This is a genomic window from Frankia sp. CcI49 (genome assembly GCF_001983215.1).
Classification (GTDB): Bacteria; Actinomycetota; Actinomycetes; order Frankiales; family Frankiaceae; genus Parafrankia; species Parafrankia irregularis.
On sequence record NZ_MOWP01000017.1, the window covers coordinates 59,161 to 74,206 of the forward strand.

The window sequence follows — 15,046 nt, forward strand, 5'->3', positions numbered from 1 at the left end:
GCGGTCCTGGCGTCCGTAGGCTCTAGCTATGGACGGTCAGGCCCAGCATCCCGATACCGACGCGGAACCCGCCCGAGCGGTTCCAGCCGAGGCGGTTCCGGCCGAGGCTGACTCGACCTCTACCGCGGCCGCGGCCGACTCACCGGTATCGGCCGAGGCCGAGGGCGACTCACCGGTAGTCGACACCGGCTCGACCTCCGACCCGGCGGCCGGCTCGGCCGCAGCGGTGGCCACCGGGCCGGAGACTCCTGCGGGCGGCGGCACGCGGGCGCGGGAAAGCCCACCGCTCGGCGGCAGAATGCACTACCTGCTCGGCGGCACGCTCCCGCCGCGGTACAACGACTGGGTCTCGCACGACCTCACCGGGTCGGGGTGGCGGCTACGCCAGGCGTTGCGGCCCTTCGTCCTCATGCTCCCCTTCGCGGTGGTGTTCGCCCTGCTGCCCGGCCAGCTCAGCGTCCGGATCACCATCGTCGTGTTCCTGCTGCTCTCCGGCGTCGGCCTGGGTCTCGCCACCAGCGGCTACTTCCGCAACCGGAGGCTGGAGCAGCACGGTTTCCCGCCCGTCTTCCCCCCCACGGAGTGATCGGCGCTCCGACCTGCCGCGAGCGCGCCCGACAGGTGTGAGATGGAAAGGGTTCAGTGCTGGTCGAGGTACTGACGGGTGGTGTCGCGCGGGGCGCCGAGGTCGGTCACGCCGCCGGCGTTGACGGCGACGACCCGGTCCGCGCCGCGCACCGTTGACGTCCGGTGTGCCACCACGAGCACGGTCCGGCCGGCCGTCGCAGCGACGAGAGCGGCCTCCACCAGCCTCTCCGTGCCCGGGTCCAGGCCGGAGGTCGCCTCGTCGAGCACGACGACGTCCGCGTCGAGCAGGCAGACCCGGGCCAGCGCGACCAGCTGCCGCTCACCGGCGGACAGCAGCGAGCCGCCCTCCCCCACCGGCGTGGCCAGGCCGGTGGGCAGGCCGGCCAGCCAGTTGCCGGCACCGACCGCCGCCAGCGCCCCGGCCAGCTCGTCGTCGGTCGCACCGGGCCGCACCGCACGCAGGTTGTGCGCGAGGGTGCCGGCGGTGAGCTGGCCGTCCTGGGCGACCATCACGACCCGCGAGCGCAGCGCCGGCCAGGTCGCCTCCCGGACGTCCACCCCGGCGTAGCTGACCCGGCCGGCCGTGGGGTCGAACAGCCGGGCCATCAGCTTCGCGAGGGTCGACTTGCCGGCCCCGGTCGGCCCGACGAGCGCCACCCGCTCCCCGGGCCGCAGCGTCAGGTCCACTCCCCGCAGGACGTCCGGCTGGCCGTCCCCGTAGCGGAAGCCGACGCCCTCGGCGGCGAGCGGGCCGGTGCGCACCAGCTCCCGGGAGCCCTCCGGGACGTCCACCGGCTCGTCGAGCAGCGCGTAGATCTTGCGCAGCGCGGCGGCCGCCGACTCCAGGACGGTGACCAGGAAGCTCAGCGACTGCACCGGCTCAAAGGCGAGCAGCAGGTAGAGAACGAACGCGCTGAGGGTCCCGATGGTCACCGCGTCCCGCGCGGCCAGCACGCCGCCGACGGCCAGCACCGCGGCGATGCTGCCCACGGTGGCGAACTCCATGGCGGCGAGGTAGAAGGACTGGACGCGCACCGCGGTGACGTTGGCGTCGAGCTGCCTGCGGCTGCGCGCCAGCAACAGCTCGGTCGTGCCGGCCTCCTGGCGGAACGCCCGCACCACCCGCAGCCCGGCGAGCCGCTCGGTCAGCGCGGCCACCGTGTCGGCGACGCGGTCGCGGACCGCGGCGAACGCCGCGCGGGAGGCACGGCGGAACCACACCGTCGCCGCGATCAACGCGACCGCGGGCAGCAGGCAGACCAGCGCGAGCTGCCAGGACAGGGCCACCAGCACGACGGCCAGGAACATGAGAGTGAGCACCGCCTGCGCGAACGGCACGATGCCGAGCTGGACGACGTCCTGCAGTGCGTCGATGTCGGCGGTCAGGCGCGACACCAGCACCCCGGCCGGTGTGCGGTCGAAGTAACGCACCGACATCGCCAGCACGTGGTCGGCGGCCCGGCTGCGCAGCTCGCGCACCAGCCATTCGCCGATCCAGCCCACCAGCCTGACCTGCACGCGGGCCATCGCCAGGCCGGCAACCGCCAGGCCCAGGTAGAGCAGGCCGGCACGGGTGACCACGCCGGTGTCGGGATGGTCGCCGACCAGCCCGTTGTCGACGGCGTAGCGCAGGATCCAGGGCCCCGCCAGCGACGTGGCCGTGGTCGCGACGAGCAGCAGCGCGGCCAGCGCGACCGCCGCCCAGCGCGGTCGCAGCACCGCCAGGGTCCGCACCGCGAGACCGGCGCCTGCGGTGGACGTCATGGCGTCACCGAGACGGCGCGGTCCACGCCGCCGGAGTGCGTGTCGCCGGAGTGCGCCCCGCCGGGGTGCGTACTCCCAGGGAGCGTGCCGCCGGGGAGCGCGCCGCCGGGGTGCGCGGCCAGCACCTGGCGGTAGCGCGGAGATCGGGTGAGCAGGTCGTCGTGGGTACCGAGGTCCGACACCCGGCCGCCGTCGAGCAGCACGACCCGGTCGGCGAGGGCGATCACCGCGGGCTGGTGCGCGACGAGCAGCGTCGTGCGGCCCTGGATCACCGTCGCCAGGGATGCGACGATCTCGGCTTCCTTCGCCGGGTCCACCGCGCTGGTCGGCGAGTCCAGCAGAAGCACCGGCGGGTCCGCGACCAGCGCGCGAGCCAGTGCCAGCCGTTGGCGCTGGCCACCGGACAGGTCGAGTCCGCGTTCACCGACGGCCGCGTCGTAGCCGCCGGGACGCCCCGCCACCACATCCTGTGCCCCGGCCAGCCGGACGGCGACCCGCAGCCGCGTGTCGTCGGCCTCGGGCGCGCCGAGGCGGAGGTTGTCGCGGACCGTCCCGCTGAACAGGAAGGCGTCTTCGAAGCCGACGCCGAGCTGGGCACGCAGTTCGGCGAGGGGCCACTGCCGGACATCGCGCCCGCCGACGAGGATCCGGCCGGCATCGACCTCGTAGAACCGCGGCACCAGGGCCCCGAGCGTGGTCTTGCCGCTGCCCGTAGCCCCGACCACGGCGACGCACTCGCCAGCCCGCACCACGAGGTCGAGATCCCGCAGGACGGGACGTCCCGGGCCGTAGCCGAACGTCACGCCCTCGAAGCGGACGTCCAGCCCGCCCGCCACCCGCCCGGTCGAGCGGGTGGGGTCGCCCCCGGCCGGTCTGGTCGCCGGTGCCGGGGCCGGGGCCGGTGCCGGTGCCGGTGCCGGCCGTCTCTGCGACGCTTCCTGACGCTCGTCGAGGACCGCGGCCACCAGGCCGGCCGAGACCACCGCGCGCTTGAGCTGGGACGCGGTCATCCCGGCTATGCGCAGCGGGCCGACGATCACGAGCCCGAAGTAGCTGAACTGGACCAGCTCGCCGACCGTCAGGGAGCCGTGCGCGACCCGCAGCCCACCGATCCACAGCACGCCGACCAGCCCGAACGCGGGCAGCAGATCGATCAGGGGCTGATAGGTGGCGCGCACCGTGTTCAGCCGCAGCGCCGCCCGCTGCACCTCACCGGCCCGCTCGTGGATGCGGCGCCGCTCGTCGTTCTCGGTGCCCAGGCCCTTCGTGGTGCGCACGCCCGCGATCGACTCCTCCACGGTGCTGGCGAGCCGGCCAAGCCTGGTCTGCAGGTCCAGCGCACGCGGCCCCAGCCGCCGGGTGAACCGGACGGCGACCGCGAACACCGCGACCGCCGGCGCCAGGGCGATCGCCGCCAGCACCGGATCGATCGAGGCCAGCAGCACTGCGGCCCCGACAAGCATCACCAGGTTCGAGACCATGATCGCAATATTGATCACGGGCTGCTGAGCCTGCTGCAGGTCGGTCGTCGCCCGGGCGACCAGGACCCCACCCGGGTGTCGATCATGGAAGGCCGCCGGCAGCCTCACCACCCGGGCCAGCAGGCGGTCGCGCAGGTCGGCCTCCACCACGAAGGCCAGGCACTGCCCGTAGTAGCGACGCAGCCCGGCGAAGCCTGCGCCGACCACCGCCAGCCCGGCGAACAGCATTACCCCGAGCCACAGGCGGCTCGTGTCACCACCGAGCACCCCGGTGTCAATGGTCCACGTGACGAGCGGAGGCGCGGCAAGCTTCGTGCCCGTCCAGACCAGGCCAGCACCGATCCCGGCGGCCAGCAGCCGCCGGTGGCGGCCCACCGCCGCGACGATCAACGCCAGGCCCGGCCCACCGCGCACCGCCCGTGCGGTCGCAGACCGTGGGGTCGCAGACCGTGCGGTCCCAATCCGATTGGTCAATGGCGGGTTGGTCACAGCCCGGCTGGGTCCGGCGTCCCGCCTCCAGCGGGTGCGGCGGCGGCAGCCAGCGCGGCCGGTACCGGTGCGACGTCGTCCCGCTGGGCCGCCTCGCCGCGGTCACGCCGGGCCACCTCCGCGCGCACGAGCGGCAGCAGGTGGCGACCGTAGTCGATCGCGTCGTCCAACGGGTCGTAGCCGCGGATCAGCAGCGTCGTGACGCCGATGTCGACGTAGTCGAGCAGGGCCGCGGCCACCGTCTCCGGCGTGCCGACCAGGGCCGTGGAGTTCCCACCACCGCCGACCGCGGCGGCCAGTGGCGTCCACAGCGCCCGGTCGTGCAGCTCGCCCTTGGCCGCGGCGGCGAGCAGCCGTTGCGAGCCGATGTTCTGGGGCGCGTCGCGGTTGCCGGTGAAGCCGCGGAACTCCTTGAAGTACCGGGCTGCCTTCCCGACGTTCGCCCTGGTCGAGGCAAGGATCTGGTGGGCCCGCTCCCAGGCCAGCTCCTCGGTCGCGCCGAGGATCGGCCGGAACGACACGCTGATGCGAGGCGGCGTGTCGCGGCCGGCGGCAGCGGCGGCGGCGTTGACAGCCGCGATCTGCTGGGCGGTTTCGGCGAGCGGCTCCCCCCACAGCGCGAAGACGTCCGCGTGCCGGCCGCCGACCCGGTAGGCCGCCTCGGACGAGCCGCCGAAGTAGATCGGCAGATGCGGCTGCTGCACCGGAAGCACTCCGGCCAGCTGGTCCTCGAGCTGGTAGTAACGCCCTTGGTGGGAGAAGGGCTCGGTCGCGGTCCAGGTCCGGCGGACGATCTCCAGGTACTCGTCGGTGCGGGCGTAGCGCTCGTCCTTGCTCAGATAGTCGCCGTCGCGCCGCTGCTCGGCGTCACTGCCGCCAGTGATGATGTGGATCGCCACCCGGCCGGCGGAGAAGTGGTCGAGCGACGCGAAGTACCGCGCGGCGACGGTGGGGAACACGACACCGGGCCGATGCGCGACCAGGTAGCCGAGCCGCTCGGTGTGCGCCGCGGCGTAGGCGGCGACCTGCAGGTTGTCGACCGAGCCGCTGCTGTAGCCGATGAGCACGCGGTCGAAGCCGGCGTCCTCGTGGGCGACGGCGAACCSCCGGGTGTAGTCGCGGTCCACGACCGGTCCGGGGGTGAGGCTGCTCGCCTCGGAGCCGGGACGGGTGGCGATCAGGCCGATGAACTCGACCGGCATGGTGGCACCTTTCTCCGCACGGGTGACCGGTTGACTGCGCTGTGATGAAGAAGTGCTGATCGAGGCAACCCTCGACGATCACCCTCTATGTCGATCGACTAAGTGAACTTAAGACACGTTGTCCGAACAGAAGGGGCTTGTCAATACAAGAACAATCAGTTACAGACTTGGCACACCAGGCAGGCGCGACCGGATGCGCGCCACGTCGACCGCACGACCCGAAAACCCGACAGCCGAGACACCGAAGGCGCGGCAGATACCCACACCCCGCCGCCTGAGCGCGACCTACACCATCACCGCAGGCGATCAAAAGGTCACCCGAAGGTGGGACGAACGCTACCATTGCCACCCGAAACATGACTGGACGTCGCATGACGGGGGACGATCAAGCCAGTGACACACGATCGGCAGCCGACCCTCGACRATCAACAAACATGGCGAGATCTCTCGGCCGCACTGGCAGACAGCTGGCAGGGGCGCGCAGTCCTCGCCCAGCTTCGCGACGACCGGGCCGCAGGCACCGAATCACTGCGCGCGATGCTGACCGAAGGGCCGCCGCCCGCCTTGTCCAGGCTGGTCGAGCTGTACGGCGTCGACCGGCTTGTCACCTGCGCACGCGGGCAGGCCCGCACTCGGCTCCCCCGGCGCGCAGTGATCGCGGGGTGTGCTTTCGTCGCCCTGGTCGTCGCCGTCGTGGCGACGGTCGTGTCGATCCACGGCTCGGGCGGAGAGTCACCTCCGTCGGCGAGCCCGACGATGCAGGAAGCCGCCGCGCCCACCGGACCCGCGACGCCCGGCCCGTCGGCGACGGTTCCGGAGCGCACCGGCCCGTTGTCCGGTGACCTCCAGGACAAGGAGCTTCAGGCCGCCGTGGTCCGGCGCCTGGCCGGCGCGCAGTGGGTGCGGTTCACCAAGCAGGGCTTCGCGTACGAGGCACGTGCTGTCATGGTGCATAACTTGACCGACGGGACGGAAATCGCCAGGCCAGGCTTTCACAAACTGGCTTTCCTGATCGAGGTGCACAACCTGCAGAAGGACCGACCAGCACCGACTCCGATCGCGGGCGACTACTTCGGCAGTCTCATAGCCGTCCCGAAGAGTTTCGCCGCCGGGATGGATGACGGCTGCGCGTACCCGTTCACGGACAGGTTCTACGTCTCCGCCGCCGAGCTGGTCGACAGGACGACGGACAAATGCGATATGGCTCTGCAGCCGTTGGCCCGGAAGGACAGGTATGAGTTCACCGACCTGAGCACTGCCCCCGACCAGAGCATTGTCGCCGACCAGAGCGTCACGTTCGGCATGGTCGCCGAGAGCGACGTGTCCGACGCGGTGCCTGACACCGCGGTCAGCCTTGTCGTCAACGGCGACACGAGCGCCGGAAGCACCGATGCCTCCTCCGTGCTCGTCCCCCTCGGATTCGGATGAGGCCGCTGGGGGCGCGGCCAGATCGCCGCGCCGGTCACACGGCGCCGTAGAGGCGGTCGCCGGCGTCGCCGAGGCCGGGCACGATATACGCGACGTCGTTCAGGTTCTCGTCCACCGCGGCCGTGACGACGCGGACGTCGAGACCACTCTTTTCGAGTGCGGTGAGACCTTCGGGCGCGGTGACGGCCGAGACCACCACGATGCCGGTGGCACCGCGGGCCGTGAGCAGCCGCAGCGCGTGCAACGCCGATCCACCGGTTGCCAGCATCGGGTCGAGCATGAAGACCGGCCGCCCGGCCAGGTCGGCGGGCACCGACTCCAGGTAGACCCTGGGCTCGAACGTCGCCTCGTCCCGGGCGAGCCCGATGAAGGCCGTGCGGGCGTCCGGCATGACCGTGAGCGCGGCCGGCAGCATGCCCAGGCCGGCCCGCAGCACCGGGGCGACCACCGGCTCAGCGGCGAGCACCACACCGGTGGTGGTGGTCAGCGGCGTGGTCACCGAGACGGGCATGGTCGGCAGGCCGCGAGCGGCCTCGTAGACCAGCATCATCGCCAGGTCGTGCAGGGCAGCGCGGAACTGGGGACGCGCCGTCCGCTCGTCGCGCATCACGGTGAGTGCCACGGCTGCCAGCGGATGGTCGACGACCTGTACCTGCACGGTTGGCTCCTGCCGGGAGACTTTTGGGTCCGGTTTTTCGATGAGCGATGATGCCAGGTATGCCGACGGACCCCACCGTTCCGGATCGTCCCGCGTCGGGCGACGACGCGGCCACACCTCCGGCCGCCCTTCGCCGCGCCGACCTCGCGAAGATCATCGATCACACGCTGCTACGCCCGGAGACGACCGGCGAGGAGATCGTCAACCTGTGCACGGACGCGGCGAAGCTCGGTGTCGGCACCGTCTGCGTCGCGCCGACCCACGTGTATCTGGCCGCAGCGAGCGCACGACAGGCGGGCAAGGACGACGAGCCCTCGTTCGCGGTGGCCTCCGTTGTGGGCTTCCCGCACGGCACGGGCCTCACGGTGATCAAGGCCGAGGAGGCCCGCCGCGCGGTCGCCGACGGGGCCACCGAGATCGACATGGTCATCGACATCGCGAACGCCATGGATGAGAACTGGCGCGCCATCGAGACCGAGATCACCGAGGTGCGGCTGTCGGTGCCGCCGCATGTGATCCTCAAGGTGATCCTGGAGACCGCGTTGCTGCCCGACGAGTGCATCGCGGCCGCCTGCCGGGCCGCCGAGAGCGGCGGGGCCGAGTACGTGAAGACCTCGACCGGCTTCCACGCCGCCGGCGGCGCGTCGCTGCGCGCGGTCCGGGCGATGGTGGCGGCGGTCGGCGGCCGGCTGGGCGTGAAGGCGTCCGGAGGCATCCGCACCGCGCCACAGGCTCTGGCGTTCCTCGAGGCCGGGGCCACCCGCCTCGGGCTCTCGGCGACCAAGGACATTCTGGCCGACATCCCGGTCTGAGCTGGCCGGCTGACCGGCTGGCCGGCTGGCCGGTGATCCCGGCGTCAGGCCGGTCTGATCCGGATGCCGGGCCGGGCCGGCCGGCCGCAACCCCGCCGGCGACAGCCGGCTCGGGCGTTACGCTGGTCCGGAGGTTCACGCCCGCCAGCCATCGCGAGGAGGTGCGCCATCACCGCCGAGATGATCGCCCCTGCCTGGATGCACCAGCAGATCACTGCCGACCAGTACGACTCCTGGTCCCCGGAGCAGTGCGCGGGCATCGAGATCGTGGACGGGATGATCGTCGTGAGCCCCAGCGCGTCCAAACGCCACAACCGGCTGATCAAGATTCTCGCCGTCGCCCTGGAAGCCGCGGCCGGGCCGGGCTGGAACGCCGACTTCGACTTCGACGTCCGGCTTCAGGACGCGCCGCTGACGAACCGGCGCCCCGATGTCACCGTCTACCGCGCCGACACGATCGACATCATGCCGGCCCGCCCCGAGCACATCCTGCTCGTCGTCGAGGTCGTCTCGCCCGGCTCGGAGACGACCGACCGGATCGTCAAGGCCGAGCAGTACGCGAAGGCCGGCATCTCCTACTACTGGCGGGTCGAGCAGCCGCCCGCCGGAGTCCCCGTCGTCTGCACCCACGTCCTCGACCCGGCGAGTCGGGCCTACCACGCCGGTGAGGTCTTCACGGGCGTCGTCGACGCCGTCGCACCGTTCCCGGTCAGGATCGACCTGACCCGGCTCTGACGTCGTCTCCGCCGAGCTGACACGGGTACCGGGCTGGAGCCTGTAGCAGAATCCTGAGACGCGGCGGATCCGGGCCACCGGTTGGGGCTTGGCGCAGCCGTGCTGACGGAATGCGAATCCCACCCGCACGGCCACCCATCGAGGATTCCGCACCGCCGTGCAGCACCGACGATTCACACCTCAAGAGTGGCAAAAGGGGCGCAGATTCACCTGACAACCCGCAGGACTTGAGGATTTTGGTCGTCAGAACGACCAAAATCGTTCACTCTTGCGACTCGTCAAACCGGGCCGCCGGGCTCGCGTAGGCCCGGCCGCGTTCGTGGAGTGCGGACCTCCCCGCCCACCGACCAGCGATCTTGATTGGCACCGATCTGCGACAGGCTCTCTGGCAACCAATATCCTCAACTCTCGGGGTTGTCAGGCGGCTCCGCGCGCTGCCGTCGCGCTGAAGCCGCTAGAGCCGCAGCAGTGCCCGGAGGTCGTCGCGCAGCGCCGCGAGTTCGGACTCGGCCCGCCGCCGGGCGGCGGGCAGCCCGATGGCCGCGATGTCCGCCGGGCCCACCACGGTCTGCAGATAGAGCTTGAGCTTGGGTTCCGTCCCGCTCGGGCGGGCGACGACGCGGGCGGCGCCGGCCAGATGAAAGATCAGCACGTCGGCGGCCGGCAAGCTTTCACCGTCCGGCCCGGCAGCCCCGACGCCTCCGGCGGACCCGGAACCTCCGGCAGGTCCGGTGGGTCCGGCAGGTTCGATGGGTCCGTCGAGCAGGTCGCGTACCGCGCTGACCGCCCGGCCGCCGAGGTGCGACGGCGGCGACGCACGCAGCGCGCCCATCACCGCGTCGATCGCGGCGAGGTCGGTGAAGCGAGCGGCGACCTGACCGGTGGCGAAGACGCCCACCTGGCGGCACAGGTCGTCCAGGACGTCGAGCAGCGTCCGGCCGGCGCGCTTCGCACGGAGCGCGGCGTGTGCCAGGGCCAGGGCGGCGGTGATGCCGTCCTTGTCCCGGACCAGGTCGGGCGCGACGGCGTAGCCCAGGGCCTCCTCGTAGCCGAACGCCAGGCGCGGATCCGCCCGCATGATCCACTTGAAGCCGGTCAGTGTCTCCACGCAGGGCACCCCGTACCGGCGCGCCAGCTCCCGCAGCGCCGACGAGCTGACGATGGTGGTGGCTACCGGTCCAGGCCGCTCCCGCAGCACCTGCTCGGCGAGCAGCAGGCCGACCTCGTCCCCGGTGAGGACACGGCGGCCGACCGCGGCGGCGCAGCGATCGGCGTCCGGGTCGTTCGCCAGCACCAGGTCGGCTCCCAGACGCTCGCCGAGCGCGAGGACCGCGTCCAGGGCGCCGGGCTCCTCCGGATTCGGGAACGGCACCGTCGGGAAGGCCGGATCGGGTTCCCGCTGGTCGGCGACGGCGACGGGGGCAGCCAGACCGGCCCGGCGGAACACCGCGTCGACCACGTCCGCCCCCACCCCGTGCAGCGGCGTGTAGGCGACGCACAGCGGCGGCGGGCCGCCCACCACGTCCGGCGCACCGGCGTTCCGGGCCGCGCCAGCGCCACGGGCCGTACCAGCAGCGCCGGCAGCATCGGCCGGACCTGCAGCAGCACCAGCCGGACCGGCGCCAACCTCGCCGACCGCGGTCACCGCGCCCTCGACGTACGCGGCGACGATCGAGTCGTCCAGGCGGTGCCAGTGGTCGGCGAGAGGGACGTCCACCGCCGGGCCGACAGCCGCGATCGTGTGTTCGATCTCGGCGTCGGCTGGTGTGACGAGCTGGGCGCCATGCCCGGGATCCCCGGCGCCGGTTCCCCTGCCGGCAGGTCCCCCGCCGGCGGATTCCCCGCTGCGCGTTCCCCCGCCGAAACCGGCCAGATACACCTTGTAGCCGTTGTCGGCGGCCGGATTGTGGCTGGCCGTGATGACGATTCCGGCGTCGGCGGCGAGGTGGCGGACCGCGAAGGCCACCACGGGTGTGGGCGTGGGTGCCGGTAGCAGCAGCGCCCGCGCCCCGGCACCGGCCAGCACCCGCGCGGCGTCGAGCGCGAACCGGTCGCTCCGCCGGCGCGCGTCGTAGCCGATGACCACCGTCGGGTCCGCCCCACCGGCCCGGCCGCGCAGCCACTGCGCGAGGCCGGCCGTGGTCCGGCGCACCACGGCGGTGTTCATACCGGCGGGCCCGGGCCGCAGCGGCCCGCGCAGCCCGGCGGTGCCGAAGGCCAGCGGGCCGGCGAAGCAGCCGGCAACCGTTTCGACGTCCCCCGCGGCGACCAGCCGGGCCAGTTCGGCCCGGTCATCCGGGTCCGGGTCGCCGCGCAGCCAGGAGGCGACCTGCGCCGCCAGCGGTCCGGGCAGGTCAGGCACGCCGGGCCGGCCGGGCGGTCCGGGCGGCTCGCGGTTCAACGCGCTTTCACAACGCCACGGCAGGGGACGTCGCGGCAGCGGGGCGTCACAGCGACGGGACGATCTTCGCGAGGATCGAGCCCATCCGCTCGGCCGCGGCGGCACCCGCGGCAAGCACCTCGGTGTGGCTCAGCGGCGTGCCGGTCATCCCCGCGGCCAGGTTCGACACCAGGGACAGCGCCAGCACCTCCAGCCCGAGGGCACGGGCGGCGATCGTCTCGTGCACCGTGGACATTCCGACGAGATCGGCACCGAGGCCGCGCAGCATGCGGATCTCCGCCGGTGTCTCGTAGTGGGGGCCGGGCAGCGCGGCGTAGACACCTTCGGCCAGGCCGGGCTCGATGGTGCGCGCGAGCGAGCGCAGCCGCGGCGAATAGGCGTCGGTGAGGTCGGTGAACAGCGGGCCTACCAGCGGGGAGCGGCCGGTCAGGTTGAGATGGTCGGCGATCAGCACCGGCTGGCCGACGTACATGTCCGACCGGAGCCCGCCGGCCGCGTTCGTCAGGATCACGGTACGGGCACCCGCGGCACGCGCGGTGCGGACGGTGTGCACGACCCTGGTGAGGTCATGGCCCTCGTAGGGGTGCACCCGGCCGAGGAAGACCAGCAGCCATTTTCCGCCGACCTGGATGGAGCGGACCTTGGGCGTGTGCCCGGACACCTCCGACACCGGAAAGCCGCCCAGGTCGGAGAAGGGGATGTCGATGACGTCCCCACCGGCGCGCGCCAGGACGTCGGCGGCAGGTCGCCAGCCCGACCCCAGCACGATTGCCACGTCATGCCGATCCACCCCGGTGACACCGGCCAGCCGGGCGGCCGAGGCCTCGGCCTCCGCCCCTGGTTGCCCGCCGATGCTGCCACGTTCCGCCACCAGGCGACTGTACGGGCACGCTCCGACCACACCGGGGTGGCCCACTACACGCCACGACGTGGCGTACGCGGAGCACACTGGAGGGGTGGCGCTCGTGTCCGCTGTCCGCAAGCCCCCTCGGGTCCCTCTGGAAGAGGGCGAGTTCATCGAGGTCGTGCTCCGTGGCCGGATGACCGATCCTGCAGGTGGCGGGCGTGTCGTCGCGAAGGCCGAGCGTTTCATGGGGCATCGGCTCGGAATGTCGCGCTGGATTCTGCTGACGACGCGGCGCCTTCTCGTGGTCGCGCCGTTCCCCCGCGAAGGTGACTGGTTCGACGTCTCGCTCGACCGGCGCGATGTGTCCGCGTCCCGCGGCCTGCGCCACGGCGAGGTGATCGTGGTGGAGCTCACAACGCCCAGCGGGCGTCAGATCCTGCGAATCCCGAACCGGATGCGCGCCGAGGCGGCGCGTTTCATCCGGGCCCTGCGCCGCTGAGGCCGCCGCGCGGCCGATCAACGGGCGTCCTTCCGATAGGGTCGCCGGCAGGCATCACGTATCTCGAGATACAGGATTCCTCTGATTCGTGGTGTCGTGACAGCGGCACCCAGTGACAGCGGCACGCAGTGATACAGGACGGATGGCAATGTCGACAGCCTCCAGCACGCCCGGAACGCACAGCACGGCGATGCGTACCCACCTGTGCGGCGATCTGCGGCTGGACAATGCCGGCCAGCGGGTCACGGTGTGCGGGTGGGTCGCCCACCGGCGCCAGCACGGCCAGTCGCTGATGTTCGTCGACCTGCGGGACCATTCCGGGCTGTTGCAGTGCGTCGTCGACGGCTCGGTCGACGCCCGCTCCGAGTACGTCCTGCGAATCACCGGCACCGTCTCCGTCCGGCCCGAGGGCACCGCCAACCCAGGACTGGCGACGGGTGACGTCGAGCTGACGGACTGTTCGGTCGAGGTGCTCTCCACCGCGACGCCGCCGCCGTTCCCGCTCGACGACCGGGCCGACTCCGTCGAGGAGGGCACCCGGCTCGCCTACCGCTACCTCGACCTGCGCCGCGAGCGGATGCAGCGCAACCTGCGCACCCGCTCGGCCGTGCTCGGCGCCCTGCGCTCCGCGTTCGCCGACAGCGGCTTCGTCGAGGTGGAGACGCCGCTGCTGATGCCGTCGACGCCGGAGGGCGCCCGCGAGTTCGTGGTCCCGTCCCGGCAGTTCCCGGGCAGCTTCTACGCCCTGCCGCAGTCGCCCCAGCTGTTCAAGCAGCTGCTGATGGTCGGCGGGATGGACCGGTACTTCCAGCTCGCCCGCTGCCTGCGGGACGAGGACCTGCGCGCCGACCGCCAGTACGAGTTCACCCAGCTCGACCTGGAGATGAGCTTCGTCGACGTGGACGATGTCCTTGGCGTGGTCTCCTCGGCCGTGCTGGCCGCGGCCGGGGCCGCCGTCGCGGGCTCCGGGCGGGCGATGCCCCCGATCGAGCGGCTGACCTGGCACGACGCCATGAACCGGTTCGGTGTCGACAAGCCGGACCTGCGTTTCGGGATGGAGCTCGTCGAGCTCACCGCGATCTTCGGGAACAGTGGTTTCAAGGCCTTCGCGGGTGCTCCCGCGATCAAGGGCATCCGGGTGCCCGGTGGGTCGGCCACCCACAACCGCAAGGCGCTCGACACGCTGACCGACCGTGCCAAGAAGCTGGGTGCCAAGGGCCTGGTGTGGATGCGGGTCGCCGCCGCCGGCGCGCTGGAGTCTCCGGTCGCCAAGTTCCTCTCCGCCGAGGAGCTCGCCGCGATCGTCACCGCGACGCAGGCCCAGGAAGGCGACCTGCTCCTGCTCGTCGCGGACGAGTGGGAGACGGCCTGCGAGGTGCTGGGCCAGCTGCGCAACGACCTGGGGCGCCCGCCCGCGGGCGAGGGTGAGCTGCGCTTCGTCTGGGTCGTGGACTTCCCGCTGTTCGTCGGCGTGGACGCCGCCACCGGGCGGCCGAAGCCCGGGCATCACCCGTTCACCCGGCCGCATCCCAGCGACGTCGAGAAGATGGAGTCGGACCCGCTGGCCGTCCGCAGCCTTGCCTACGACCTGGTCCTGAACGGGTGGGAGCTGGGTTCGGGGTCGATCCGGATCCACGAGAGCGAGCTGCAGCAGCGGATCTTCGGCCTGCTCGGCATCTCACCCGACGAGGCGCAGCAGCGGTTCGGGTTCTTCCTGACCCCGTTCGGGTACGGCGCTCCGCCGCACGGCGGTTTCGCGTTCGGTATCGACCGCCTCGTCGCGATCCTCGCGGGCGAGGACAACATCCGCGAGGTCATCGCCTTCCCGAAGACCCAGTCCGGGCTGGACCCGATGACGGGCGCGCCGACCACCGTCGACGAGCGGCAGCTACGGGAGCTCGGTATCCGGGTGGTCGTGCCGCAGGCCGCGCCCTCGCCGCGCCCCGCCGCGGCCTCCTGACGCCGCCGCGGGTGTGCGGCTGCCGCGGCTGCCGTACACCCGCGGCTGCCGCGCGCCCCTCACCCTTCCCCTCCGCACCCCCTTCGGACCCCCTTTCTCGTCACGGTCGCTCGCCCGCACCACGGCGACGACCTCGAACGTCTCATCATGTCGTGACGCAAAAAAGGCGATGGGTCCGAAAT

The 15,046-nt window shown here is 72.2% G+C and carries 12 protein-coding genes; 6 read left to right on the top strand and 6 right to left on the bottom strand.

Annotated features, from left to right (window positions below):
• Positions 1-28 precede the first annotated feature (28 nt).
• Complete coding sequence (locus CcI49_RS15610; RefSeq protein ID WP_054570541.1) at positions 29-586, top strand: DUF5313 family protein; 558 nt, start codon at positions 29-31, stop codon at positions 584-586.
• 53 nt (positions 587-639) lie between these two features.
• Here the strand turns inward: CcI49_RS15610 and CcI49_RS15615 are convergent, their stop codons facing one another.
• The 3 genes from CcI49_RS15615 to CcI49_RS15625 form a co-directional block, all read right to left on the bottom strand.
• Complete coding sequence (locus CcI49_RS15615) at positions 640-2,352, bottom strand: ABC transporter ATP-binding protein (RefSeq protein WP_054570540.1); 1,713 nt, start codon at positions 2,350-2,352, stop codon at positions 640-642.
• Positions 2,349-4,247 carry an ABC transporter ATP-binding protein gene (locus CcI49_RS15620; protein ID WP_241840089.1) on the bottom strand — a complete coding sequence of 633 codons (1,899 nt, stop codon included), beginning with the start codon at positions 4,245-4,247 and terminating at the stop codon, positions 2,349-2,351. The genes CcI49_RS15615 and CcI49_RS15620 overlap by 4 nt, the downstream gene beginning before the upstream one ends.
• A 71-nt stretch (positions 4,248-4,318) precedes the next feature.
• Positions 4,319-5,524, bottom strand: a complete 1,206-nt coding sequence (locus CcI49_RS15625) for an LLM class flavin-dependent oxidoreductase (protein ID WP_076827450.1) — start codon at positions 5,522-5,524, stop codon at positions 4,319-4,321.
• Positions 5,525-5,917: 393 nt separating this feature from the next.
• Here CcI49_RS15625 and CcI49_RS15630 point away from each other — a divergent pair, with 393 nt between their 5' ends.
• Positions 5,918-6,952, top strand: a complete 1,035-nt coding sequence (locus CcI49_RS15630; RefSeq protein WP_076827453.1) for a hypothetical protein — start codon at positions 5,918-5,920, stop codon at positions 6,950-6,952.
• Between the two features lie 34 nt (positions 6,953-6,986).
• Here the strand turns inward: CcI49_RS15630 and upp are convergent, their stop codons facing one another.
• On the bottom strand, positions 6,987-7,610 hold the full coding sequence (gene upp / locus CcI49_RS15635; protein WP_054570537.1) for a uracil phosphoribosyltransferase: 624 nt from the start codon (positions 7,608-7,610) through the stop codon (positions 6,987-6,989).
• Positions 7,611-7,660: 50 nt separating this feature from the next.
• Between upp and deoC the strand changes: the two genes are divergently transcribed.
• Together deoC and CcI49_RS15645 are read left to right on the top strand one after the other, a co-directional pair.
• A complete protein-coding gene (gene deoC, locus CcI49_RS15640; protein ID WP_116437424.1) occupies positions 7,661-8,422 on the top strand; it encodes a deoxyribose-phosphate aldolase in 762 nt (253 codons plus the stop codon).
• 180 nt (positions 8,423-8,602) lie between these two features.
• Positions 8,603-9,157, top strand: a complete 555-nt coding sequence (locus CcI49_RS15645) for a Uma2 family endonuclease (RefSeq protein WP_054570535.1) — start codon at positions 8,603-8,605, stop codon at positions 9,155-9,157.
• 454 nt (positions 9,158-9,611) lie between these two features.
• On the opposite strand, the gene CcI49_RS15650 is transcribed toward CcI49_RS15645, so the two are convergent.
• Entirely contained in the window at positions 9,612-11,558 is a 1,947-nt protein-coding gene (locus tag CcI49_RS15650) for a phospho-sugar mutase (RefSeq protein WP_241840090.1), read from the bottom strand.
• 46 nt (positions 11,559-11,604) lie between these two features.
• Complete coding sequence (locus CcI49_RS15655) at positions 11,605-12,429, bottom strand: purine-nucleoside phosphorylase (protein WP_050796020.1); 825 nt, start codon at positions 12,427-12,429, stop codon at positions 11,605-11,607.
• An 85-nt stretch (positions 12,430-12,514) separates the two neighbouring features.
• On the opposite strand from CcI49_RS15655, the gene CcI49_RS15660 reads away from it, so the two are divergent.
• Both CcI49_RS15660 and aspS read left to right on the top strand, forming a co-directional pair.
• A complete protein-coding gene (locus CcI49_RS15660; protein ID WP_035953389.1) occupies positions 12,515-12,904 on the top strand; it encodes a hypothetical protein in 390 nt (129 codons plus the stop codon).
• A gap of 148 nt (positions 12,905-13,052) precedes the next feature.
• On the top strand, positions 13,053-14,864 hold the full coding sequence (gene aspS, locus CcI49_RS15665) for an aspartate--tRNA ligase (protein WP_054570533.1): 1,812 nt from the start codon (positions 13,053-13,055) through the stop codon (positions 14,862-14,864).
• Positions 14,865-15,046 lie beyond the last annotated feature (182 nt).

Excerpts from the sequence above, each read along its gene's own strand:
- CcI49_RS15610 (WP_054570541.1), top strand. The coding sequence starts at position 29 with ATGGACGGTCAGGCCCAGCATCCCGATACCGACGCGGAACCCGCCCGA.
- CcI49_RS15645 (WP_054570535.1), top strand. The coding sequence starts at position 8,603 with ATGATCGCCCCTGCCTGGATGCACCAGCAGATCACTGCCGACCAGTAC.
- CcI49_RS15615 (WP_054570540.1), bottom strand. The coding sequence starts at position 2,352 with ATGACGTCCACCGCAGGCGCCGGTCTCGCGGTGCGGACCCTGGCGGTG.
- aspS (WP_054570533.1), top strand. The coding sequence starts at position 13,053 with ATGTCGACAGCCTCCAGCACGCCCGGAACGCACAGCACGGCGATGCGT.
- deoC (WP_116437424.1), top strand. The coding sequence starts at position 7,661 with ATGCCAGGTATGCCGACGGACCCCACCGTTCCGGATCGTCCCGCGTCG.